The sequence below is a fragment of the Gluconobacter oxydans DSM 3504 genome (genome assembly GCF_000583855.1).
Classification (GTDB): domain Bacteria; phylum Pseudomonadota; class Alphaproteobacteria; order Acetobacterales; family Acetobacteraceae; genus Gluconobacter; species Gluconobacter oxydans.
Genome location: NZ_CP004373.1, coordinates 1,166,147 through 1,190,032 on the forward strand (window position 1 = coordinate 1,166,147; position 23,886 = coordinate 1,190,032).

Annotated in this window: 17 protein-coding genes; 10 read left to right on the forward strand and 7 right to left on the reverse strand. The window is 60.3% G+C overall.

Going from position 1 to position 23,886, the window contains the following annotated elements:
- Positions 1–15: 15 nt before the first annotated feature.
- The 3 genes from GLS_RS05220 to GLS_RS05230 form a co-directional block, all read right to left on the reverse strand.
- Positions 16–1,197 carry a GNAT family N-acetyltransferase gene (locus GLS_RS05220; RefSeq protein ID WP_041111479.1) on the reverse strand — a complete coding sequence of 394 codons (1,182 nt, stop codon included), beginning with the start codon at positions 1,195–1,197 and terminating at the stop codon, positions 16–18.
- Between the two features lie 23 nt (positions 1,198–1,220).
- Positions 1,221–1,688, reverse strand: a complete 468-nt coding sequence (locus GLS_RS05225) for a RidA family protein (protein ID WP_011252523.1) — start codon at positions 1,686–1,688, stop codon at positions 1,221–1,223.
- 91 nt (positions 1,689–1,779) lie between these two features.
- Positions 1,780–3,558 (reverse strand): chloride channel protein, encoded by a 1,779-nt coding sequence (locus tag GLS_RS05230; protein ID WP_041111480.1) that lies wholly within the window; start codon positions 3,556–3,558, stop codon positions 1,780–1,782.
- A gap of 167 nt (positions 3,559–3,725) precedes the next feature.
- Between GLS_RS05230 and GLS_RS05235 the strand changes: the two genes are divergently transcribed.
- The 3 genes from GLS_RS05235 to GLS_RS05245 all read left to right on the forward strand — a co-directional run bounded on the left by GLS_RS05235 (position 3,726) and on the right by GLS_RS05245 (position 8,016).
- A complete protein-coding gene (locus tag GLS_RS05235) occupies positions 3,726–4,493 on the forward strand; it encodes an alpha/beta fold hydrolase (protein WP_041111481.1) in 768 nt (255 codons plus the stop codon).
- 350 nt (positions 4,494–4,843) lie between these two features.
- On the forward strand, positions 4,844–5,443 hold the full coding sequence (locus tag GLS_RS05240) for a hypothetical protein (protein ID WP_226986644.1): 600 nt from the start codon (positions 4,844–4,846) through the stop codon (positions 5,441–5,443).
- 209 nt (positions 5,444–5,652) lie between these two features.
- Entirely contained in the window at positions 5,653–8,016 is a 2,364-nt protein-coding gene (locus GLS_RS05245; RefSeq protein ID WP_041111482.1) for a putative bifunctional diguanylate cyclase/phosphodiesterase, read from the forward strand.
- 15 nt (positions 8,017–8,031) lie between these two features.
- On the opposite strand, the gene GLS_RS05250 is transcribed toward GLS_RS05245, so the two are convergent.
- On the reverse strand, positions 8,032–8,682 hold the full coding sequence (locus GLS_RS05250; protein ID WP_041112683.1) for a DNA-3-methyladenine glycosylase family protein: 651 nt from the start codon (positions 8,680–8,682) through the stop codon (positions 8,032–8,034).
- Positions 8,683–8,919: 237 nt separating this feature from the next.
- Between GLS_RS05250 and GLS_RS05255 the strand changes: the two genes are divergently transcribed.
- The 7 genes from GLS_RS05255 (at position 8,920) to GLS_RS05285 (ending at position 17,967) form a co-directional block, all read left to right on the forward strand.
- Positions 8,920–10,038, forward strand: coding sequence for an energy transducer TonB (locus tag GLS_RS05255; RefSeq protein WP_041111483.1), 1,119 nt, complete (start codon positions 8,920–8,922; stop codon positions 10,036–10,038).
- 77 nt (positions 10,039–10,115) lie between these two features.
- Positions 10,116–11,051: a hypothetical protein gene (locus GLS_RS05260; protein WP_041111484.1), complete on the forward strand. Its 936-nt coding sequence runs from the start codon at positions 10,116–10,118 to the stop codon at positions 11,049–11,051.
- 161 nt (positions 11,052–11,212) lie between these two features.
- Positions 11,213–12,040, forward strand: coding sequence for a hypothetical protein (locus tag GLS_RS05265; protein ID WP_226986645.1), 828 nt, complete (start codon positions 11,213–11,215; stop codon positions 12,038–12,040).
- A 152-nt stretch (positions 12,041–12,192) separates the two neighbouring features.
- Positions 12,193–13,125: a ribose-phosphate pyrophosphokinase gene (locus tag GLS_RS05270; protein ID WP_011252531.1), complete on the forward strand. Its 933-nt coding sequence runs from the start codon at positions 12,193–12,195 to the stop codon at positions 13,123–13,125.
- A 49-nt stretch (positions 13,126–13,174) separates the two neighbouring features.
- Positions 13,175–13,834: a histidine phosphatase family protein gene (locus GLS_RS05275; RefSeq protein WP_041111486.1), complete on the forward strand. Its 660-nt coding sequence runs from the start codon at positions 13,175–13,177 to the stop codon at positions 13,832–13,834.
- Between the two features lie 34 nt (positions 13,835–13,868).
- On the forward strand, positions 13,869–15,728 hold the full coding sequence (locus GLS_RS05280; RefSeq protein WP_041111487.1) for a glycosyltransferase family 2 protein: 1,860 nt from the start codon (positions 13,869–13,871) through the stop codon (positions 15,726–15,728).
- 298 nt (positions 15,729–16,026) lie between these two features.
- A complete protein-coding gene (locus GLS_RS05285; RefSeq protein ID WP_041111488.1) occupies positions 16,027–17,967 on the forward strand; it encodes a M61 family metallopeptidase in 1,941 nt (646 codons plus the stop codon).
- 128 nt (positions 17,968–18,095) lie between these two features.
- On the opposite strand, the gene GLS_RS05290 is transcribed toward GLS_RS05285, so the two are convergent.
- From GLS_RS05290 to GLS_RS05300, 3 genes are read right to left on the reverse strand one after another with little or no spacing between them, the layout of a single operon-like run.
- Entirely contained in the window at positions 18,096–19,616 is a 1,521-nt protein-coding gene (locus GLS_RS05290) for an efflux transporter outer membrane subunit (protein ID WP_052327475.1), read from the reverse strand.
- A complete protein-coding gene (locus GLS_RS05295) occupies positions 19,613–22,723 on the reverse strand; it encodes an efflux RND transporter permease subunit (RefSeq protein ID WP_041111489.1) in 3,111 nt (1,036 codons plus the stop codon). The genes GLS_RS05290 and GLS_RS05295 overlap by 4 nt, the downstream gene beginning before the upstream one ends.
- 18 nt (positions 22,724–22,741) lie before the next feature.
- A complete protein-coding gene (locus GLS_RS05300; RefSeq protein WP_041111490.1) occupies positions 22,742–23,878 on the reverse strand; it encodes an efflux RND transporter periplasmic adaptor subunit in 1,137 nt (378 codons plus the stop codon).
- Between the last annotated feature and the right edge of the window lie 8 nt (positions 23,879–23,886).

Below are 23,886 nucleotides of genomic sequence, written 5' to 3' on the forward strand. Positions count from 1 at the left end.
GTTAAACGAACAGGGTTATCCCGACTCGCCGTGACGATATGGTGAAAGAGTTTCCAGTTCTGCCGCTTCCACCTGCATGGCGGTCCTTTCCTCTTCCACAAAGGCGGCCACGGCCTGTCGCAGGCCGGGATCGAGGATGGCGTGCGCGGAATGGGTGAAGGTCGGGAGATAGCCGCGCTGGATCTTGTGCTCGCCCTGCGCCCCGGCTTCGACGCGGGACAGTCCGTGCTCGATGGCGAAGTCGATCGCACGGTAATAGCACAGCTCGAAATGCAGGAAAGGCCAGTCTCCCTCGCAGCCCCAGTTGCGGCCGAACAGCGCGTTCGTGCCCATGAGATTCAGGGCCCCGGCAACCGCTTTTCCATCATGATGGGCCATCATCAGGACCACACGGTCTCCAAGCCGTTCGGACAGCATGGGAAAGAAGCGCTCGGTCAGATAGGCGCTACCCCATTTCCGGTCGATCGTGGACTGGTAGAAGCGGTAGAACGCCTTCCAGTCTTCCGGGGTAATTTCGTCCCCACGGAGCGTGCTGAAGGTCAGACCGCAGGACTGGGCGGCACTGCGTTCCTTGCGGATGGATTTGCGCTTGCGGGAGGCTAAAGCGGCCAGAAAATCATCGAACGTGACGTAGCCGTTGTTCTGCCAGTGATACTGGATGCCGGTGCGTGGCAGATAACCCGCTTCGGTAAAGGCCTCCATCGAAGCCACATCGCAGAAATTGGCGTGCAGGGAGGACAGACCAAGTTGCGCCGTGGCCTGAATGAGCGCGGAGGCCAGAGCCTGCGCCACGCCTTTCGGATCAGGCAGATCAGGCCGCAGCAGCAACCGTGGGCCGGGAACCGGTGAGAACGGGACAGCGCAGACAAATTTTGGATAATAGCGACCGCCCGCGGCTTCGTAAGCGCGGGCCCAGCTCTGGTCGAAGACATACTCGCCCCAGGAATGGGACTTTCCGTAAAGCGGAGCGAGGGCCGCAATCGTCCCGTCCGGTGCCCGCAGCACGGCATGGCGCACCAGCCAGCCGGTACGGTCCGCAACGGAACCGCTGTCTTCAAGGGCGGACAGGAAACCGAAAGAGACGAACGGATTATCCGCCCCCGCGCAGGCATCCCAAGCCTCGGCCCCGATCTCGTGGATCGAGGCGTGGAGGCTCAGGCTCCAGTCAGGGGACGGGGCGGTCTCCGGTTCTCCCATTCGGTCTCTCCCATCCGGGGTGATCAGGCGATTTCGAACAGCGCCTCGACTTCGACCGGGGCGTTCACGGGCAGGCTCGGCACACCGATCGTGGAGCGGGCGTGACGGCCGGCATCACCGAAAACCTCGACGGCCAGATCGGACGCGCCGTTCATAACGGTGGCCTGATCGGTGAACTCGGGCGTGCAGGCGATGAAGCCGCCCAGACGGACAACGCGGGTGATGCGGGAAAGATCACCATCCAGTGCAGCCTTGGCCTGGGCCAGCACATTGATCAGGCAGGCGCGGGCACAGGCTACACCGGCATGAACCGAAACCTCGTCCCCGAGCTTGCCGGTGATCAGAAGCTTACCATCCACCAGCGGAAGCTGGCCGGAGACGATGAGCTGGTTTCCGGTACGGACAGTCGTGACGTAGTTCGCAACCGGAGCGGCTGCGACCGGCAGCGTGATCTCAAGGTCGGCGAGGCGGGAGTCGGGGGTTGCGGTCATGGCAGGTCTCCGGTTGGGGCGCCCGAAGCGGGCATCTGATGGGGCCGCATGTTGAAACGGGAACGCCGTGATGCCAAGAGGCAAGACCGCATCAGGTCGGCAGGCTGTCGTCCCCCGCCAGACTCCGGCGGCTGCGTTCGAGTTCCTCGGCATAGCGGCGCAGGGCGTGCTGTTCGGTCAGGGTTCCGATCACCTGCCGGGATTGCGGGTCCTCGACGACCACCAGCGCGTCGGCCTCGGCCTTTTCGAACAGTTCAATCGCCTCACGAATGTTCATGTGTGGCGTGAGCATGGCGTTGCGGAACAGCGCCAGCGTTGCGATCGGCGTTTGCGACGCCGGGACAGCGTGCAGGTCGGCCAGATGGACGATGCCATCATAATGCCCGTCCCCATCAAGCAGGACGATCCGCTGGGCCGAGCCGAGCGGGAACAGGGCCTGCGCGCGGTTTACAGGCGTTTCTGCCGGAAGTGTACGGACCTGCCCGCGCATCATCCGGCGGACATTGAGCGAGCGCATCCAGCCGATATCAACGGCGGAGCGGATCGATTCACCCCGCAGATGGAAGCGCCAGGTCGCGAAGCTATAGCCGAACAGGCGGCGCACGGTCAGGAGCGACAGCACCGCAGCCACCAGTGTCGCGCCGCTCATGGAGACGCTGCCGGTCAGTTCCAGCATCAGGCAGATCATGGTCATGGGGCTGCCGATGACGGCAACGGCCATCGCACTCATGCCGACCAGCGCACAGGCCGTGACGGAATCCGGTGCAACGCCCAGCGGTTCCAGAAGCGTGCCGTAGATCGTACCCGCCAGCGATCCAAGATAGAGCGATGCGAAAAACAGCCCCCCGCGAAACCCGGATCCGATACACAGGCAGGACGCCAGCGCCTTCAGGAGCAGCAGAACAACGGCCATCTGCGCCGTGACATTTCCGGCAAAGACAGCACGCATCGCCTCGTGCCCGGCGGACAGGACAGACGGATGCAGCGTCGCCAGCCCTCCCACGATCAGACCGCCAACCGCAGGCCGCAGCCAGACCGGGCCGGGCATCCGGCGGAACAGCGCCTCGGTCTGGGTAACGCAGAACATCAGGCCGATTGCCGTCAGAGCCGTCAGGACACTGATGATGACTGCTCCGGCGGTGCCTTCCCAGGACAAGGTTCCCGGCGATGGAATAACGATGCCCGGCGGGACACTCCCCAGCGAGCGCGTCACGCCCACGCCCGCCAGCGCAGCGACCGCCACGGGGGACAGGCTTCCCAGAGAATAGGAGCCGATCACCAGCTCGAACGCATAGAACGCGCCCGCCACCGGCGCATCGAACGCGGCCCCGATCGCAGCGCCTGCTCCAGCCCCCACCAGCACGCGCAGATCCTCGCGCCGCACCCGGAAGGAGCGCCCGATCCGGGAGCCGAAAGCCGCGGCAATCTGGGTGAAGCCGGCTTCAAGCCCGATAGAACCGCCCACACCGTTGGACAGGACTGTCTGGCAGACGATGACCAGACTGTCCCGCACCGACATGCGTCCGCCATGCAGCGCATTGGCCTCGATGGGGTCCACGGGACTGCGGGGCATGATTTGCGCGACCATGACGCCGAACAACCCGATCGCCAGCCCGCCGCCGGTCAGCACCGCTACCGTTCGAAGCGGTGACAGGACGGTCAGTCCGGACAGATGGCCGCCGGACATGCCGGATACCCCGAACAGCAGCCGGTGCATGAAGAAGGTCAGATGGGTGACTACAAAAACGCACAGGCCCGACAGGAGCCCAACGAATCCCGCCAGAACGCTCAGCCAGATCTCGTTTCCACGGACCAGGGTTCGCAGATTCGACGGCGCATGGGGAAACAGACGCGCCTGAAAGCGGTTCATCCGCTGGCGCAGGAGGCGGGACCTGTCCTGAAAACGGCCGGAAGAGCCGTCAGGAGATGCGGGCGAAGGGGCGGGACTGGTGGACAAGCGAGCTCCCGGGCGGCAGGTGTGATCCTGTTTGACGGCAAGCGCGTCGCCGATCAACAGCTGTCATGGAAGGATCATTGATGAAACTGCATGTCATCGAACGCGGTGAAGGCCCGCAAACCGTCGTCTTCCTGCACGGGCTGTTCGGACGGGGCCGGAACCTCGGCTTCCTCCAGCGCGGCGCGGCTGCCGATTTCCGGACCCTTGCGCTGGATCTGCGCAACCATGGACACAGCCCGCATGGCCCCGTCAGCTATGCGCTCATGGCGCAGGACGTTCTGGAAACGCTGGATGATCTGGGGATCGAGCGTTTTGCCGTCGTGGGTCACTCCATGGGCGGGAAGGTCGGGATGATGCTGGCCCTTGCCGCTCCTGAGCGCGTCACAAAGCTGCTCGTCGCGGATATCGCCCCGGCCCGGACGGGTCACGGACATGGCGATATGATCGCCCGACTGGCTGCCATCACATTTCCCGCATCGCTCGAACGGCGGGAAGGACTGGATCTTCTGGAACCCGTGGCAGGCAGCCGCCCCGTTGCCGAACTCCTTCTGCAGAACGTCCGGCTTGGCGATGCGCCGGGGTGGAGCATCGGTTTTGACGATCTCGCCCGTGACATTCACGAAATCGAAAACTGGCCCGATCTGCAGATTGCGCCCTACGAAGGGCCTGTTCTTTTCCTGCGTGGCGGGGCGTCTCCCTATGTCCGCCCCGAGCATCACGATCAGATCCGCACTCTTTTCCCCCACGCGCTGATCCACTCCCTGCCCGACGCCGGACACTGGCTGCATGCCGAACAGCCGCGCGCGTTCCTGAGGGAAATGATGGAATTTCTGCTTAAACCGACCTGAAACGGGACGTTACGACACCAAACCGGATCAGAGGATGGCGGTTTTGTGCGAATCATTTTATTTCGATAAAGCAACATAAACAAAATCTAATATATTAATTTTTTGCTATTTTAATAAAACTCAATTAAAATTAAAGTAAAAAACTTACTTTTTCGAAAAATTAACGACTACAACATCAATGCCGGAACGGCGCATGCAATAACTTCATCAGGATTACGCGGATGTACGCTCTACTGTTCTCCGAGCCTTTGGTAAATCGTGCCGAAATGCGTGTCTTTACACGAGAGAAAATCTATTCTTCCGCACTGGCCCGGGGCGCAGCCCATGGCGATAAAGACACTATTCGGGCCATGATGATCGGATGGTGGCCTTTTATTCAGGCTTTTGAGCGCGCTATTGACGTGCGCGTCGGTCATCTCCCCATCAAGCCGCTCGTCCAGCGCTTTGGCCAGAGCCGGATCAAGACCTTCTTTTCGGAAGCCCGTGAAGCCGTCCGCGAAATGAAGGAAGAGGAAGGGTCGCACGCCATCCTGTGGGCCGATGGTGCGAAGGAATTCGGCCTCGACCTGTTCGGGACCCACTACGACACGCTGCCGAGCGTCCAGAAGCTGATTGCCAATGCCGACAGCGAAGATCCCGTGATCTTCTTCTCCTGGCTGGCCGCCGTGGAATACATCGCCGAAGAACTGGCCGCCTATCTCTGCCACGCGCCGAAGTTCACCAGCCTGTTTGCCAAGAAGCACTGGACCTGGGGTCTGGCCCATGACGAGCATGAGCATGACGGCCCGTCCCATCTGGAAATCGACGAGGACCTGGCCCGCGCCTACTACCCGTCCAACGATCCGGACATCACGCGCGCAGCCCTGACCGCCAACATGCGCGAATGCATTGAAATGTTTGAAAAAGCGAGCTTCGAGATTTACGCCACGACGCCTGAAATGGCGCATTAACGAAATCTTAAGCCCTTATCGGCTATCTCCGTGCCCGGTGTGCCATAACCGACGTGCGGAGATGTTGCCATCGACAGATTCGTCCGCCGCAAAGAAAAACTTCATAAATCCCTGTCATCGTGGCACCCTCCTCCTCTATTGGGAAGGTTCATGATGCTTCTGCCTGTCTCATCGGATCTTGCTGTCTCGTCCCAGTCAGGCGCAGCACAATGACCGCCCTGCTGACCCTGATGAAACAGGCGCGGCTTGCCCGGCTTTTCTCTTTCCGGACGGAAATCCCGGATGGAGCGGAAGAAGACATCCGGCTGTCCCGCTGCCGCGTCCTGCGGGGGCTGAACTTCTTTCATTTCGTTCCCCAGATCAGCTGCGGCCCCATCGCCGGCCTCTGCCTGATGCGGAACTACCCGACCTACGGCATGATCCTCTGCGGGTCCGTCCTGTTCCTGCTGCTGGTCTACAACATCTGCTTCTATGCGATCCCGACCGAGAAGCTGGTCGATACCAGGCAGTCCTGGATCCTCAAGGGGCTCAATTTCGCATTCGCACTCTGCTGGATCACGCTGCCGCCCGTCGTATTCCCCTATGGCGACGCCAATGACAGGGTCCTGGTCGCCGGCATCATGGTTGGCCTGACGGCGACGACCATCACGCTGATGCCCCTGGCCGGCATGGGGGAGATCATTGCGCTCATGCTGGTCCTGTCGTGCTACATCGCCCTTTTCCAGTCATGGGAAATCGATCACGGCTCGTTCTATTTCTATATCGCCCTCGAACTGGCGATTTACCTGTTTTTTGTCCTGTCCCTGACCATGGCAGTCCGGACCCTGTTCGCGGCGTTTCTGGTCAGCCGGTATTCGCTGGAGCAGCGGAACAGCATCGTCCAGCTCCTGCTGCGGAATGCGGATGATGATACCGGTGACTGGCTGTGGGAGACCTCCACGTCCGGAACGCTGCAGAATGTCTCGGCCAGCCTGGCCTCCGCGTTCGGCAACAGCCGGGAATGGCTGGAAAACCGGAACTTCTTTGACATCCTGTCCGATCTGGCAGGCCCCGCGGCTTTCGACAGAGACGAACGGACAGGTCTTGGCCGCCTGCGGCAGTGCCTCGACAACCGGATCTTCTTCCGGGACATCGTGGTGTCGGGGGCCCTCCATGGCCAGCAGCGCTTCTGGTCGCTGAGTGGGCGCCCCATTTTCCAGGACCGGAATTTCATCGGGTATCGCGGCGTCGGAACGGACGTGACCCAGACGCACTGGGCCCAGGAAAGCGCCTCTTTCCGGGCAAGGCATGATCTGCTGACCGGTCTGCCCAACCGCGGCGCTTTCCTCGACGACATGGAAACCTATCTCATCGAGGCCGAGCGCACGGGGGAAGCCTTCGCGCTGCTCAATCTCGATCTGGACGGCTTCAAGCAGATCAACGACCGGTATGGCCATTCCGCCGGCGACGAGATGCTCCGGAAAGTCACGGTCGTGCTGAGCCGGACGCTCAGCGAACGCCACAGGCTCTACCGATTTGGCGGCGACGAGTTCATGCTGCTGGAACGTCAGACAACGCCTGCCCAGGCGGCTAACACGGCCACGGGACTGATCAACGCCCTGACGAATGTTCCCATCCGCATCGGGGAAGGCGTGCGCTGTGCGGTCGGTCTCAGCGTGGGAATCGTTCTGTCCATCGGGGGTTCGGAACGGGTGGGAAGCCTGCTGGAGGCCAGCGACCTTGCGCTTTACGAAGCCAAGAGCCTGGGCGGCCACACGCACCGTTTCTACAACCCCGAACTGCGGACCGTGGCCAAGCGCAACCGCGACCTGATCCGTGCACTCCCCGAGGCGCTGGAAGAAGGGACACTGGGCATCGTCTACCAGCCCTTCTTCAACACGCAGAGCCAGAAACTCTGTGGATTCGAGGCGCTGATCCGCTGGTCCCATCCCGAATATGGCCGTGTCCCGCCCGAACGGATCATCCAGCTGGCGGAAGAAGCCGGGCTGATCCATCGCCTTGGCGTCTACGTCATGGAAAAAGCCTGCGTTTTCGCCCGCGAATGGGATGAGGGACTGGTTCTGTCGATCAATGTTTCGGTTGGCCAGCTCGAGGCGCCGGCTTTCCTGAAGGACACGTTCCGGATTCTCGAGAAGACCGGGTTTCCGGCCCGCTGCCTTCAGATCGAGATGACCGAAAACATCTTCATGGAGCCGGATGCCGCGACATTCACCCTGCTGAGCCGCCTTCAGAACGCCGGGATTTCCATCGCGCTCGATGATTTCGGCAAGGGGTTTTCGTCGCTCGGATATCTGCGGTTCTTCCCGTTCTCGAAAATCAAGCTGGATGGTCTTTTCGTCAGGGACATGCTGCGCGAATCCCGGGCGGCTTCCATCGTGCGCGCCGTAGTCGATCTCTCCATCGATCTGGGCGTGGCGGTCACGGCGGAAGGTGTGGAAAGCCAGGAACAGCTGTCCTATCTCAGGCGCCTCGGCTGCACGGAAGTCCAAGGATATCTGCTGTCACGCCCGCTCTCCCCGGAAGATACCAAGCAGTTCATGGCCACGACCCCGGCCATGATGGAATCCTCGTAACCCCGAAGGCGGGACTCACGAGGTCAGCGGATTAGGCGCCGTTTTCTTCCCTTCCTCGGCCACACGCCAGCAATACCAGGCCAGCGTCGAGCGATAGGGGGCGAAACGTTCCGTCTCCTCTTTCAGCGCTTTCGGTTTGGGAAGCAGGTCCATTTTCCGGATCCGTCTCCACCCCTCCCGCACGCCAAAATCATCGACCGGCATCACGTCGGGCCGGTTGAGCGTGAACATCAGGAGCATCTCGACCGTCCATCGCCCGATGCCACGCAGGGTGACGAGACGCGCGATCAACTCTTCATCCGTCATGACGGATGCCTCGGCACGACTGGGGACGAGACCATCCAGCCGGGCCTGCGCAAGGCCTTTCATAGCCAGGAGCTTGTTTCCCGAAAGACCGCAGGACCGCAGGCTTTCTTCGGAAAGGGACAGAATCCGCCCGGGCGCAGGCGGCGGTCCATCAACGCTCTCCTGCGCACCCAGAAGGCAGAGGCGGCCGAATATTTTCCGGGCCGCCGCACCATGCAGCTGCTGCCCGGCGATGGCCCGCAGAAGCGCATCATAGGGTTCCTGCCCGTCATCCCCGCGCAGCGTGCATGGCCCGATACGGGCGATGACAGCGGCAAGATCGGGATCCGCGCCCAGAAACAGCGTGGCAGAATCAGCCATCAGGAGCATGCCTTTCCGGAAGTTAAGGTTTGCGTGACTCTTTGTGTCTTTCTTGGGTCTCGCATTACTGCCATGATACGCCAATACAGACGCCCACCCCCAGCCCCGGATAACCAGCCTGCCGGATGACAACCCCGACCGCCCTGGTGCAAAAGGTCTGGCGATGATGCGACGCCACCTTCTCTTCGCCGACCGGCTGTTTTCTGCCAGGTCCTTTCCAGACGGGCTGTGCCGCGTATGAGCGGAACGGTTACTGTCACGTCTGGAAAGCCGCAGAAGCGCGAACCCCAGCTCTTCGCCCCCTCGGCGCGGACTGCGCCCGCACGCCCCCAGCACGCCCCCGCCGGAACCCGGGAGCGGCTGAGGGATTACGTTCCGCCATCGGTTCCGGTCCGCCCGGTCCTGACGCCGATGATGCGGCCGCAGACCATCGTCGAGAACGGGCCGACGGTTCCGTTCATTTTCTCGGCGGGACTGCACGCGGCTGTTCTGGCGTTCCTCCTGATGCAGCATCACGGCATGCATGGCTCGCCGGCCGGGCAGGAAGAGCCGCAGGTCGAAATGGTCTTCGATACGCCGCCGTCAAAAAGCAGCATGCGCGGTCCCCGGGCGCGGGACGAGGGCGGTGCTCCGCCACCTCCCTCCGCACAGAGTCCGGAAGAGACACAGGAAAACCAGCAGCAGCCGCAGAAGGAACAGTCCACGCCCACGCCGGCCGTCCCGACCCCCGAGACGCCGTCCGCGCCTGACGTCCCGCAGGAACCCTCGGCCGAACTGCCCAAGACAGCGCCGACCCCGGCACCCGTCACGCCCGGCGCGGCCCCGAGCCAGCGCAGCCAGCAGACATCGCCGCATGCCCATCGCTCGCAGCGTTCCATCCGCTCCGACCGGAACAACCCGTTCGCGCATCCGATGGATCTGTCGTTCGGCGAGCAGCCTTCGCCCTATCGCCGCCGTCGTGGGCGTGCGTCCGGTTCCGGCGGCCCGATCGACATGTCCTTGGGTCCGCTCAGCATGAACGGCGCCATCAACGCGCCGTATCAGACCCGCACGAGCGTCAAGGGCGTCAGCGAGGATTACGGCGGGGAAATCGACCGCTGGATCCGGGCTCACATGTACTATCCGGAAGAGGCCGCGCGGGCAGGCGAGGACGGTCCGTCTTCGGTGCATGTCGTGCTGGACCGCTCGGGCCATGTGAAGTCCGTCCGGCTGATGAGCCAGTCCGGCTCGTACTCGCTAGATGCCGCGACGACCGGCATGTTCCAGGGCGCACATCTGCCGCCGGTTCCGCCAGACATGAAGGGCGACCATTTCGACATCGACGTGACGATCAACTACATCCTGATCCGCCGCTAAGCACGGCGCGCGGCTTCGACAACGGAGCCGCAATCCCATACAGTCCACCGGGTCACTGCCCTGTTACCGGAGCCCCGATGCGCCGCCTCTGTCCTGTTCTGCTGCCTCTCTGCTTTCCCCTTGTCCTGGGGGGATGCTTCAGCCTTTCGCGGCCTTTCGCCGATCCGGGGCAGCAGGCCAGATATCTGACGGCGGCCAATCTGCCCCCGGCCCGGCTGGCCGTTCCAACACCCACGGAGTCCCTGCTGTCTGACGATGCCGCCGCGCTGTGGGCCCATGACATGGCGCAGGCGATGGTCGGCCAGTCCGTTCCCGCCATTGCCCAGCCCCGCAAGAAGGGTGACTGGTGGTTGAAAATGAGCGCGGCCACACGGAACGGCGCCGTCGTGCCCCATTACGTCATCATGACACCGGAAGGGAAAATCCGGGCGGAAACGGATGGCCCTGCCGTGGATATGGCGGGATGGAGCGCTGGCGACAGGCTGGCACTTCAGGGCGCCGCTGTTCAGGAGGCCCCCCAACTGGCGAACCTGCTGACGGGCATTCAGGCCAACATGATGCAGCAGGACCCGCACAGCCTCATGAACCGGCCCGCGAAGATCTGCTTCAAGGGTGTCACCGGCGCCCCCGGAGACGGAAACATCGCCCTCGCCCGCGCCTTCTATGCGTCGCTGCCGGACAAGACCAACACGGTGACAACGACCGAAAAGGGCGCGGATTTCATCGTCCGCGGCACGGTCGATCTCAAAACGGGCGCGCCAGGCAGCACCGGACATGCCGTCGATCATATCGAAATCGTCTGGCATGTCCTGACCCCGGATGGAAAGGAAGCCGGGGCCGCGACCCAGCTTCATGACATCGCGCCCCATTCGCTGGACGGGGCCTGGGGCGATACCGCCGACATGGCCGCCGACGAAGCCGCACAGGGCGTACGCACCATCGTCACCAACTATTCAGGCCGTAACCACGCCCCCCTGCCGGAAACAAAACCCGCACCGAAAAAGGCAGCCTGAGACTGGCAGCAACAGATTTCTGCCAGTCAAATGTAACTCTTGGTATCGTTAAGTAATATTTCTTGTTATGGGACTCCGGCCTTTTACCGGAGTTCCTGATGCGCCCCTCATGCCGTCTACTGCTGTCCAGTCTAGCCCTTTGCGCCGCTTCTGTACCTGTCATGTCCGCCTTTGCGGACCCGGCACCTGTCATCGCCGTAAACCGTGAGATCGGCCTTTCGATGACAGGCACGTTCCGTAACAGCGTCAGCGGTTACAATTCCCGCATGACGGAGCAGGGCACATCCGGTCGTTCCGGTTTCACCGAGGAATCCGCAAGCTCTTCGCGCTACCGCACCATTGGCTGGACTCCAGGATTTCAGGTTGATGCATCGGTCATGTTCAATGCTTTCGGAATGGAGAACCTTTACGGTGCCCTGCATTTCTCGCTTGAAGATGGCCAGAGAAACTACAAGTCACGCTATCGCGCTTACTCCAACCTTTCTGCTCCGTATGGATTTTCGGCCGGTGGAAACGATAGTTCCAACGGCACCGACAACCGTGGAGAAATCGGTAAAGGTTTCCTTCTGCTCTCCAACAGTTTTCTTCTGACGCCCTTCATCCAGGGCGGGTATACCACCAGTGGCAGTAACGGCGATTTCGGATACGGCTACGGGCTTTACTTTGCCGGCGCAGGCTTAAAGGCCGATTATGCCCTCACATCCCGCCTCGTCCTTCGTGGGCGCTTCGGATGGGCTGAGGTCCTCAATTCCGGCATCTCGTATAACAAACAGCCCCGGCCTCTTTGGGAAGGTGGTCTCGGCGTGGATTACCGCATGACCCGACGGCTCCATCTGACGGCAGGTGGCGACTATTCGTATATTTCCTATGGCCGCAACCGGAATGCCGAAACCGGCATGGGATTAGAGCATTCCTACTCCTATTCAGATGTCTCCAGCGGCCTGACAAACGGTCTGAAGCTGCATGCCGGACTGGCCTGGCAGTTCTGAGACCACCAGAGGAAGAGTACCCTGTCGGCACGTCATGCAGACGCCGACCGACAGGTACGCATAAAGAATAACTCTGGATGGATGACAGGGCGGCCCTGCACTGTTAGAAGGCCAGCAACTTCCCTGTCGCACACCGGACGAGGCCGTTTTTTATGAAGATCGTAGCCTGCAACAGTAACCTGCCGCTGGCCCGTGCGGTCGCACATGAACTGCGGATGCCGCTGTGCAAGACCGTGGTGAAACGCTTCGCCGATGGCGAGGTCTTCGTCGAGATTCAGGAAAATGTCCGCGGGGAAGATGTCTTCGTCGTGCAGAGCACCTGCATGCCGACCAACGACCATCTCATGGAACTGCTGGTCATGCTGGATGCGCTGCGCCGCGGGTCGGCCAAGCGTGTCACGGCTGTCATGCCGTATTTCGGATATGCCCGGCAGGATCGTAAATCCGGCCCCCGCACACCGATCAGCGCCAAGCTCGTCGCGAACCTGCTGACCGAGGCTGGCGCAAACCGCATCCTGACGATGGACCTGCACGCCATGCAGATCCAGGGCTTCTTCGACATCCCGACCGACAATCTCTATGCCGCGCCGCTCTTCGTGCGTGACCTGAAGGCGCGCCTGCCGGACCGCGAACTCATCATCGTCTCGCCGGACGTCGGCGGTGTGGTCCGTGCCCGTCAGCTCGCGCAGCGCCTGAACGTGGACCTCGCGATCATCGACAAGCGTCGCGAACGCGCCGGTGTCTCGGAAGTCATGAACGTCATCGGTGATGTCGCCGGCCGCTACTGCGTGCTGGTGGACGACATCATCGACAGTGGCGGATCGCTGTGCAACGCCGCCAATGCTCTCATGAGCCGTGGCGCGGAAGGCGTTGAAGCCTATGTCACTCACGGCGTTCTGACTGGCAATGCCTGCCAGCGCGTGAAAGACAGTCCGCTGAACATGCTGACGCTGACTGACAGTATTCCGGCAACCGAGGCTCTACTCGAAACCCCGAACATACGTCAGATCACCACAGCCAACCTGCTGGCCCGGGCCATGAGCGCCGTTGCCGATGAAAGCTCGGTCTCCTCTCTCTTCGACTGATTTTTCACCGGCCCGCTTCACGGTCCAGCCTTCGTGAACGGACTTTCCCATGTCGCAGATTGCCCCCAAGCCCTACTGGTATCTCCGTCACGGTGAGACCGACTGGAACCGTCAGGGACTGGCACAGGGTCGGACCGATATCCCGCTCAATGAAACCGGCCGACAACAGGCCCTGCAGGCTGGCAGGGTTCTCGCCAGCCTTTTCGACAACGGGCAAAAACCTTTCGCCCGTATCGTGTCCTCTCCTCTGACACGCGCTTTCGTCACGGCAGAAACTGTTCAGAAAACAATTCAGCACTACACAGGTATCACCCTCCCTCTGCATGTGGATGATAATTTACAGGAAGTCTGCTTCGGGATTCAGGAAGGCACCCCCATGGGGGACTGGTACAGACCCTGGATTGAAGACGGCCTTACCCCCGAAGATGCTGAAAGCTTTGGAGCATTGACGGACAGAGCCCGCCTGGCCGTCAATGAGGCACTGGAAAACCCCGATATTCCCCTGATTGTTGCGCATGGGGCCCTGTTCAGGGGGCTGCGACATGCGATGAATCTTCCGGTCGACATACGTCTTCCCAATGCAGTTCCAGTCGCATTGAAATTCACGCGAACGGGTTGGCAGACCGAGATGCTGGATCCATCAGTCTCTGCGACAAACGGTACTCCCCTACACTCCAAAGACCCTCTTGAATATAAAAGTAAACAATGATCTTATGAAAGATATTCTAGAGGAGAATAATGGAATGGAATTCTTCCATTTAAAAACATTTCATGGAACCACTCTATTTTTCTGCTCGGAAGAGCGTACCTTAAAACATTCGAACGAAAAGCAGGCGTCCTATATTGACGTCGTCATTGCCCAGTCCCCGGAAAATCCAGCTTTCTTTATTATCGCACCCGTCACTATCGGGGATGACGTGGAAAAAATCCGTCCTGAAGAAAACACCCTTTTCAAGGACAGGTTTTTCGTTTTTGAAACCGGATTCCAGAACAACAACAAGTTGTCCCTTCTTTCTCTTGAAGAAAAAAAGTTTTTTTCGGCAGATCCTTTTGGAAATCTTGCCTTCGATCGAGACGAAAGCCGGGAATGGGAAATTTTTTCTCTATTCCCGTATCAGGCTGCCTTAGATGAAAAATCCATAAAAATATTTGGCGATATAAATCGTTTCGTTTTAAATAAAAATAATATTGAAAAAACAATTCATGAAATAAGTCTATCAAACAAAAATATCCGGGTTGAACTTTTTAACCTGTTCGCCCGATCCCTGAACACAACACGCCGCAAAATTTTTTCCAAAATTCTTACAACTGCCTTCCTGAACCTCCCCGACGAAAATTATTTCAATATCCTTGAGATAATCAACCATATCCCTCACGCAGAATGGGTGCACAGGTCACTCCTGGAACTGGCACACTGGAATGTGCGTAGAAACAGCTGTTCCATCAGAAAAGCCGCAGGCGAATATGATTTTCTCGGATATGGGCATATCAGGGATCGCGGAAACGGGATTTACTGGGGATCTGTAATCCTTGGCATCGCCCGGGAAGCGATCGAAAGCAGAAAAGATATTGCTCTTCTGGCGACAGCCCGGGACGAAGGGATTTATTTTCTGGAATGGATAGCCCATCACCGCGTCATCGGAATAAAAGATTTCTTTATCTATACCAATGACAATACGGATGGTTCTGATGCCCTCCTGAAAATTCTTGCGGAAAATGGGGAAATTACCTGGATCAACAATACCGGCAACCATATTCCGGGCATCAATATGCAGTACAAAGCCTACAATCATGCTTTGACAACGCTTCCTGAAATTCTTGATTTCCGCTGGTGTGCAGTTGTCGATATCGACGAAGCCATTCTTCCCTCACAAGGAAGTAAAAATAGCATATTCCCTATTATTTCTGCCCGAGACGAGCAGGGCGTAGACTGTTTTTCCTTGAACTGGAGAGTGTATTACCCCAACAACCATTTGACATGGTCAAACGGATTGTCTGCAGACCGCTTCATAGAAGGCGATAAACACCCTCTTGTTAAGTCCATTTTTAAAACGAATCTGTTTAACTATTCCTACGCACATCATCCGGAATGCTCATACTCTCGAAGAATATATGCGACCGTAGATGGAAATATTTATTCCCAGAATCAGACGACAAATGAAGACCTGAATTTTACGCAAACCCCGACGGAATGGGCTCATGTCTGTCACTACCACCTGCGTTCCTTAGAAGAATATATCTGGAAATTTTCTCGCGGAGAAAATGACGGCAAAGGGGTCATTAAAAACAAACATTTCAGATACAATAACCCTGCCATTTTCGATTTATTCGCGCAGACCTTTAAAGTTGAAGGAACATCTACTGCTTCCCGGCTATCTGAAGACATACATACCGAGATGCGTCGCCTTCTAGAACTCCCTGGCGTCTCAGACGCGATGCAGGAAATTATTTCAAAATACCATAAGGCATCTGCAGTCTTTGTCGAAGAAAGCCTTCAGAGCATGTCGGTGGATGACCGAATTGACTCGAATACCAAGCAGACATGGGAAAATTTATGTTCGTCATGGAGACAAGAAAGACTTCAAAAAGGAACTAATATTTAAGAATATTGTACCCTAAATCTTCTTAAAAACCATGCAGCACTGATATTTACTGCAAAACCCTCATATTTTCCGTATATTCTCAGATGGGGGTTATGCGGTCGAACCTTAGAGATTCGGACAATTAAGAGTATTCAGTTTTCTTGATTTCGATCAGATTCAGTTCTTTGAAGAAAAGGCTTCATAGGGAGCCAGCGGTCCGGACCTGCAAATAAGAGCAGTCTTTCAGGCTTCCCTCTTGTGAAGGTCCGCATGGCCGGTTAGGGCTTGAAGTAATTTGATTTACAAGCGGAATATCCTCATGTCCTCTCTGCGTCTTCTGGCCGCCCTGACGGCTTTCAGCGGTCTGGTCTCTCCCGCGCTTGCCCAGACCCAGCCCATGCCGCTGCCCATGCCGGCTCCCGTCCCAGAACCTCAGGACCGTCCCTTCCCGGGCAGCCTGACGGTTTCGGTCGATGCGACCGACACGGTTCATCATGTCATGTCCATCCATGAGACGGTTCCGGTGCCGAAAGAGGCGCAGCAGAAGGGCGAGATGGTCCTTCTGTATCCAATGTGGATCCCCGGCGACCATTCCCCGACGGGCGTCATCGAACAGTTCGCTAGCCTGCGCGTGCAGAGCGGTGGCCGCACACTGAACTGGAAGCGCGATACGGTGAACGTCGCCGCCTTCCACATCCCGGTCTCCGCCAGCACGCCGAGCCTGGATCTGCATTTCCAGCTTATGACTCCGATCGCGCCGGGTATGGGCCGGATCGTCATGACGCCGTCCATCGTCAACGTGCAGTGGGACCAGGTTTCGCTCTATCCGGCCGGGTATTTCACCCGCGACATTACGGTGCAGCCCTCCGTACGCGTACCGCATGGCTGGCAGATCGGCTCGGCTCTCCGTGCGGCCACCTATGGCGACGAGACGCATTTCAATGCGACCACCTTCAATACGCTCGTGGACTCGCCGATCTATGCCGGGCGTTATTTCCGCAAGTTCGACCTGACCGGACCGGACCATGTTCCGGTTTCGCTGGATGTCGTGGCGGATGATCCGGACTCGCTGGACGCCACACCCCAGCAGGTTGCCGCGCATCAGAACCTCGTGCGTCAGGCGACGTCCCTGTTCGGCTCGCATCACTATGACCACTACGACTTCCTGCTGGCCCTGACGGAAGAGCTTGGCGGCATTGGTCTTGAGCATCACCAGTCCAGCGAGAACAGCGCGGCTCCCGGTTATTTCACGGAATGGGACAAGACGTTCCCCACCCGTGATCTGCTGGCTCATGAATATACCCATTCCTGGAACGGCAAGTATCGCCGTCCGGCCGATATGTGGGCGCCGAACTTCAACACGCCACAGCGTGGCTCCCTGCTCTGGGTCTACGAAGGACAGACGCAGTACTGGGGTAATGTCCTTGCTGCACGTTCGGGTCTCGTGACCAAGGATCAGGGCTTCGAAGCCCTGGCCTATATGGCGGCGTCCTATGACAACCAGACGGGCCGTCAGTGGCGCCCGCTGGAAGACACGACGAATGATCCGGTCATTGCCCAGCGCGCGCCGCTCTCATGGCGCGACTGGCAGCGTTCGGAAGACTATTACGTCGAAGGCCAGCTCGTCTGGCTGGATGCCGATACGTTGATCCGCAAGCTGTCAGACGGTCACAAGTCGCTGGATGATTTCGCCAAAGCCTTCTTCGGCACGAACAGCGGCAGCTTCGTCGTCAGCCCCTATCAGTTCGACGATGTGGTCGCGACGCTCAACACCGTGCAGCCTTACGACTGGGCTAAGTTCCTGCATGACCGTCTGGATACGATCCAGCCCCATGCCCCGCTCGATGGCCTGACCAATGGCGGATACAAGCTGGTCTACACGTCCAAGCCGACCTCCTTCATCAAGGCCAGCGAAGCCGCCCGCCATGCCACGGACCTGTCCTTCTCCCTCGGTCTGACCGTGAACGGCGCCGGGCATGTGGGACGTGAGCACTGGATGAGCCCGGCCTTCAAGGCAGGCGTGGTTCCGGGCATGACGATCCTGGCCGTCAACGACATGAGCTTCACGCCGCAGCGTCTGCTCCATGCCGTCACGGACGCGCAGAAGGATCCGAAGCAGGACATCCGCCTGATCGTGAAGTCCGGTGACCATGTCAGCACGGTCTCCATCCCCTATCACGACGGTCTGCGTTACCCGCATCTGGAGCGCATCGAAGGCACGCCGGATCGTCTGAGCGCGATTTACGCACCGCGTCCGTAAGGGCGCGTTTTCCGGGGCCCTGCCCCGGAACCCCGCAAAGGGACTCAGTCCCTTTGATCCCGATTCCTAATAAGCCGGTTTCCAAAGGCCCCCGGCCTTTGGCGGGTTTCAGGGCAGAGCCCTGAGCCTCACCAGGGAACCAGCGACTTCCCGAGCGACTTCTGCGCCGCCGGTGTCATACCCATGTCGTTACGGTTCCACCAGCCGCCACCCAGAGCCTGAAACAGCCCCACGCTGTCGGAGAAACGCGCGCCCTCTGCCTGCACATAGGCCAGCCGGGCCTGCGCATTGGTCTGCTGGGCCTGAAGCATGACCAGTTCGCTGACATCACCAAGACGAAGCTGCCCCTGGGCGATCTTCAGGCTCTGTGACGTGGCTTTCAGCGTGGTTTCGCTGGCCGTCATCGCATCGGCGTCGAAGGTGACGGCATGCAGACTGTCCGCCACGTCCTGGATCGCGGACAGGACCGTGGCCTTGTACGTCTCATTGGCCTGAAGCAGGTTGTCGCGCGCCTGACGCTCGGCATGCAGGAGCGAACCGCCCTGGAAGATCGGCTGCATGACGGTCGCGGCGATCGTCCAGTTGCCATAGCCGGGCTTGAAGAAATCACTCATGACCCCGACCGCCTGCGCCGGCGTGGCGCTGAGCTGCACGTTCGGCAGGCGGTTGGCGATGGCCACGCCGATCTGCGCGCTGGCGGACTGGATCTGCGCCTGCGCGGCCCGGATATCGGGGCGCTGGTTCAGCAGGTCGGAAGGGAGCGAGACCGGAAGCGTCTTCGGCAGGGTAAACTGCTCCAGCCGGAACTCCGGCAGCGGCGAATTGGGCGTCACGCCAACCAGCACGGCCATCTGGTCCCTTGTCTGGGCCAGTTGCAGGTTCAGACCCGGCAGCGTCGCCTCAAGCTGGGCCACGGATGCCAGCTGCTGGGCCATGTCCTGCCGCGACGCATTGCCGAGCCCCTGCTCGGCCGTCACGGTTTTCAGCACGGCGCGCTGGCTACGGATGAGCTCGTTCGTGGCGTCGATCTCGGCGCGGATCGTGGCTTCCTCGATCGTCGCATTCACGAGATCGGAAATCATCGTCAGCGCGGTGGCTTCAAGCTGGAACTTCTGCAGATCCGCCTGCGCACCCGCCGCCTCGATCGCCCTGCGCGTACCGCCCCACAGATCCGGCACATAGCCGATGTTCAACTGCGCGGTATGGACGTTGTATAGCCAGACATTGGCGTTCGGGATCGGCGAATAGACGCGCGATGTCTTGTTGCGTGTCGGGTTGAACGAGGCAGACAGCGTCGGATACAGCCCTGCGCCCTCGATCCGCCGCTGTTCCCAGGCGGATTTCAGCCCCTGCTGCATGGCACGCAGGGACTGGTTGTTCGCCAGCGCCTGATCGACCAGCGCATTCAGGTTCGGATTGCCGAACACCGTCCACCACTGGCCCGGAATATCCACGCCGGACTGGAACTGCTGCTGCACGGTCGCACCAACCACGCCATGCCCGGCCGTGGCTGTCAGGGGCACGCCCTGATAGGCCATGTTCTTCGGCAGGTCCGGGCGATGGAAATCCGGGCCGACCGCGCAGGCTGAAAGCGCGGTCAGACACAGAAGAAGCGAAACACGACGGGACATTCTGGAGCGCAGCATCATGATCCGGCTCCGTCTGCGGCAGGTTTCGGACGCTTCTTCGCATCCCGGCGTTCAACCCACATTTCAAGCTCGCTGAAATAGACCGGCAGGGCGAACAGCGTCAGCAGCGTGGCAATACCCAAGCCGCCCACCACGACCGTTGCCAGACCGCGCTGCACGTCCGTGCCCACACCCGTTGCAAGGGCTGCGGGGAACATGCCCGCCGTCGCGACCGTGGCGGTCATGAGGACCGGGCGGAACCGTTCTGCCGCACCGGCGATGGTCGCATCGCGCACGCCCAGACCTTCCACACGATGGCGGTTGATGCTGGCGATCATGATGATGCCGTTCTGCACCGCCACACCGAACAGCGCGATGAAGCCCACGGCGGTCGCGATGTTCAGCGTCTCACCCCGGACATGCAGCGCGATCAGGCCACCCAGCGTTGCCAGCGGCACGACACTGAGGATCAGCAGGGCCTGACGGATCTTGCGGAACTCTGCGAACAGCAGCACCAGCATGACGGCGAACATCACGCCCAGCGCAATCATCAGACGCTTCTGGGCCCGCTCTTCCTGCTGGAAAGACCCAGCCCATTCGAGCGTGTATTTTTCCTTATCGTAATGCAGCTGCTGGTCAATGCGGCCCTGCGCGTCCGCCAGATACTGCGAGAGCGGCCGCTTGCCATTGTCCACGCGGATGGTGATCTGGCGATGGCTCATTTCATGGGCAATGTTGCTCTCGCCCATATGCAGCCCGACATGCGCGACCTGTGACAGCGGGACATAAGCCCCTTCCGCATCCAGAAGCGGAATCTGCGACAGGGCCTGCATGTCCTGCAGATCCTTGCGGCGGATATGCAGCGTCGCATTGTAGAAACGGTCGTCCACATAGACGGTCGTGATGGGCGCATCGCCGATGGCGTTCGACACCACATCGGAGATATCCGAGATGTTGATGCCGTAACGGGCGGCGGCCAGACGGTCGGCCACCACGTCGATCTGCGGGATGCGCGGCTCCTGGAAGATCGACGCCTCGGCCGTTCCCGGAACCTGATGGAGAATATCCACGATCTGCTGGCCGATGCGGCGCAGTTCCTGGAAATCATTGCCATAGACGCGCAGGACAAGCGGGCTGTGCGCACCGCCGACCAGATCGCTCATATTATCCTGGATCGGCTGGCTGATGCCGAAATCGATCCCCGGAATCCTGGACAGACGGGCGCGCAGACGCTCGACGAACTGCGATTTCGTCTCGCCGGAGGGCCACTGGTCATAGGGCTTCAGCCCGACCGGCATTTCGATATGCGACGGCGTCCAGGGATCGGTGCCGTCATCCGAGCGGCCAAGCTGCGTGATGGCGTAGGATGTTTCAGGGAACTCACGGACGGCATGACGCAGTTCATTGGCGATGGACTCGCCCTTTTCCAGCGAAATCCCCGTCGGCATCTGCACCTGAAGCCAGAGCGACCCCTCGTCCAGATCGGGCAGGAACTCACGGCCGATCGTCGCGCCCAGGATCACGACCGCGACCATGGCCGCAACACCGGCGCCATAGGCAATCAGCGGACGGTCGATGAAATGGCCGAGCCAGTGCGTATAACGCGCATGCAGCCATTCCAGCGGCCGGTTGTGCCAGATGTGTCTGGGCTTGTGCAGGGCCAGATAGGTCAGGGACGGAATGAGCGTCAGGGCGCAGAGCAGCGCACCGAGCAGCGCGAAGCTGACGGTATAGGCCATCGGACGAAACAGCTTGCCCTCACTGCCTTCGAAGGCGAAGAGCGGGCTGTAGGCCACGATGATGACGAGCGTGGACGAAAAGATCGCCCGCCCCGCGCGCTGGGCGACGGGCAGGACTTCGGACGGAACGAGCGCCTCGGTCGGGCGCTCCTCGCGGATGCGGAGGATCGTCTCGGTAATGACGATCGCACCATCCACGATCACACCGAAATCGATGGCGCCGAGCGAGAAAAGGTTCGCTGACATGCCGAAGCTGTGCATCAGCACGAACACGACCGACAGCGCGAGCGGGATCGTCACGGCCGTGACGATGGCGCTGCGGGGGCTGCCGAGGAACAGTGTCAGGATCACGCCGACGAGGAGAATGCCCTCGATCATCGTTTCCGTGACCTTGTGGGTCGTGGACAGGACCAGATGGTCACGGTCCATATACGGCACGATGCGGACATGGCTCGGCGCGAGCTGCTGCTGGAGCTTGGCCACCGTGCTGTGAAGGCCGTCGAGCACAAGCGAAGGGTTTTCCCCGCTCAGCATCGTCACCACGCCTTCGATGGTGTCCGGATTCTTGTCCTTGCCCAGAATGCCCTGACGGACCTGATGCCCGAACTGGACCTGCCCCAGATCCTTGACGAAGACCGGCACGCCGCCATGGCTGGCGACGACGATGTTGCCCATGTCGTCCAGCGTATGGATCATGCCGATCCCGCGGATGATGTAGGACTGCTCACCCCGGCTGACGCGGCCGCCGCCAGCATTGACGTTACTGTTGCGGATGGCGGTCAGCACGTCTTCAAGGCCCACGTGGTAACGCATCAGGGAGGCCGGATCGAGAACGAGCTGGTACTCGCGCGTCAGGCCGCCGAAATTGTCCACACTGACGACGCCGGGCACGTGCTGGATCGCCGGGATGATGGTCCAGCGCTGGAGATCGGACAGTTCCAGCAGGTTCTTGTCGTCGGATTCCAGCGTATAGCGGTAGATCTCGCCGCTTGGACCGGAAATCGGGCCGAGTGACGGCATGGCGCCGTTGCTCAGCGGATTGTTGGCAAGCTGCGTCTCCACGAGCTGGCGCGCCGCGTAGACATTCGTGCCTTCACGGAAGATCAGCGTGATCAGCGACAGGCCGAACGTGCTGGTGGAGCGGCTGTCCGTCACGCCGGGAACGCTGGCCAGCGTCCGCTCGAGCGGGATCGTGACCTGCTGCTCCATTTCCTCGGCGGCCAGGCCCTCCTGCTGCGTCGTGATCGACACGCTGACCGCGCCCAGATCCGGATAGGCCTCGACCGGCAGGATCTTCCACGAAAGACCACCGAGAAGCGCCAGGATCAGGGCGGAAAAGAAAACGATGTTCCGGTGGTTGAAGCACCAGGAGATGAAACGTTCGATCATCAGCTCAGGGCCACCGGCTCAGTCATCATTCAGAAGAATGGCACCGCTCGTCACGACGCGTTCACCGGCGGAAAGCCCTTTGAGCACACGGACACTGTCGCCCTCGTCATAGCTGATGACGATGTCGCGCCGCTGGAACGTCCGCGGTGCAACCTCGACGAAAACGGACACCTGATCGTTGTTCATCAGGAGTGCGGTCTTGGGGATGATGACGTCACTGCCCTGAGGGACATTCAGCGTCGCATCCACGAACATGCCCGGGCGCAGGGCGCCATCGGTGTTCGGACAGGCGATATAGGCGTTGACCCGGCGCGTATCGGGATGAAGCGCAGGATCGAAGCTGACGACACGGCCGGAGCACGTCCGCCCCGGGAATTCATCGAAGCTGACCGAGAGCACATTGCCGTCGCTGATCTGCGCCAGACTGTCCTGCGGAATGGCGGCTGCAATCCAGACTTCCGACAGGTCCAGAACCGTCATCTGGATCGCGGTCGGGTCGGTGATGTTCTCGCCCGGCGCCATGGTCGTCATGGACACGACACCGTCCACCGGAGAGACAAGCGGGGCCTGTCCCTGGGCCGAATAGCCGGGACGTGCGCCCAGAACCTGAAGCCTGCGCTGTGTCCGCTCGGCTTCCGCCTGGGCCTGCGCCAGATCGTTGCGGGCGGATTCCAGATCCTTGACGGCATTGCCGCCGATCGCCTGAACGCCCTTGGCGCGGGCATAGGCCCGGCGTGCGAAATCGAGAGCCGCGCGGGCACGGGTATCGTCAGCCCAGGCCTGATCCAGATCGCCGGCGGCAATCGTGGCGAGGACCTGTCCGCGATGGACCTTCTGGCCCAGATGGACCGAAACACCCGTGATCCGTCCGGTGACGGGCGCGTAGACATTCACCTGCCGGTCAGGTTCCGTCATGACCTGTGCGGGCAGCGCGAGACCATGACCGCGGGAAACGCTGGCAACCTCCTGGATGATCAGGCGTTTCTCAAGAGGGCTGCCTTCGCGCACGACAAGGTGCCCCTGTGACTGCGTCACCATGGGGGACTCGACCGCTGCAACGGGTGAATGCGGGGTTCGGAACCGCAGGACGACGACGAGAAGGATGGCCAGGCATAGCAGGCCTATGGCCAGCGCGCCGACGCGTGAAACGCGCATGCTGATAG

Excerpts from the sequence above, each read along its gene's own strand:
- GLS_RS05220 (WP_041111479.1), bottom strand. The coding sequence starts at position 1,197 with ATGGGAGAACCGGAGACCGCCCCGTCCCCTGACTGGAGCCTGAGCCTC.
- GLS_RS05225 (WP_011252523.1), bottom strand. The coding sequence starts at position 1,688 with ATGACCGCAACCCCCGACTCCCGCCTCGCCGACCTTGAGATCACGCTG.
- GLS_RS05230 (WP_041111480.1), bottom strand. The coding sequence starts at position 3,558 with ATGAACCGCTTTCAGGCGCGTCTGTTTCCCCATGCGCCGTCGAATCTG.
- GLS_RS05235 (WP_041111481.1), top strand. The coding sequence starts at position 3,726 with ATGAAACTGCATGTCATCGAACGCGGTGAAGGCCCGCAAACCGTCGTC.
- GLS_RS05240 (WP_226986644.1), top strand. The coding sequence starts at position 4,844 with ATGATGATCGGATGGTGGCCTTTTATTCAGGCTTTTGAGCGCGCTATT.
- GLS_RS05245 (WP_041111482.1), top strand. The coding sequence starts at position 5,653 with ATGACCGCCCTGCTGACCCTGATGAAACAGGCGCGGCTTGCCCGGCTT.
- GLS_RS05250 (WP_041112683.1), bottom strand. The coding sequence starts at position 8,682 with ATGGCTGATTCTGCCACGCTGTTTCTGGGCGCGGATCCCGATCTTGCC.
- GLS_RS05255 (WP_041111483.1), top strand. The coding sequence starts at position 8,920 with ATGAGCGGAACGGTTACTGTCACGTCTGGAAAGCCGCAGAAGCGCGAA.
- GLS_RS05260 (WP_041111484.1), top strand. The coding sequence starts at position 10,116 with ATGCGCCGCCTCTGTCCTGTTCTGCTGCCTCTCTGCTTTCCCCTTGTC.
- GLS_RS05265 (WP_226986645.1), top strand. The coding sequence starts at position 11,213 with ATGTCCGCCTTTGCGGACCCGGCACCTGTCATCGCCGTAAACCGTGAG.
- GLS_RS05270 (WP_011252531.1), top strand. The coding sequence starts at position 12,193 with ATGAAGATCGTAGCCTGCAACAGTAACCTGCCGCTGGCCCGTGCGGTC.
- GLS_RS05275 (WP_041111486.1), top strand. The coding sequence starts at position 13,175 with ATGTCGCAGATTGCCCCCAAGCCCTACTGGTATCTCCGTCACGGTGAG.
- GLS_RS05280 (WP_041111487.1), top strand. The coding sequence starts at position 13,869 with ATGGAATTCTTCCATTTAAAAACATTTCATGGAACCACTCTATTTTTC.
- GLS_RS05285 (WP_041111488.1), top strand. The coding sequence starts at position 16,027 with ATGTCCTCTCTGCGTCTTCTGGCCGCCCTGACGGCTTTCAGCGGTCTG.
- GLS_RS05290 (WP_052327475.1), bottom strand. The coding sequence starts at position 19,616 with ATGATGCTGCGCTCCAGAATGTCCCGTCGTGTTTCGCTTCTTCTGTGT.
- GLS_RS05295 (WP_041111489.1), bottom strand. The coding sequence starts at position 22,723 with ATGATCGAACGTTTCATCTCCTGGTGCTTCAACCACCGGAACATCGTT.
- GLS_RS05300 (WP_041111490.1), bottom strand. The coding sequence starts at position 23,878 with ATGCGCGTTTCACGCGTCGGCGCGCTGGCCATAGGCCTGCTATGCCTG.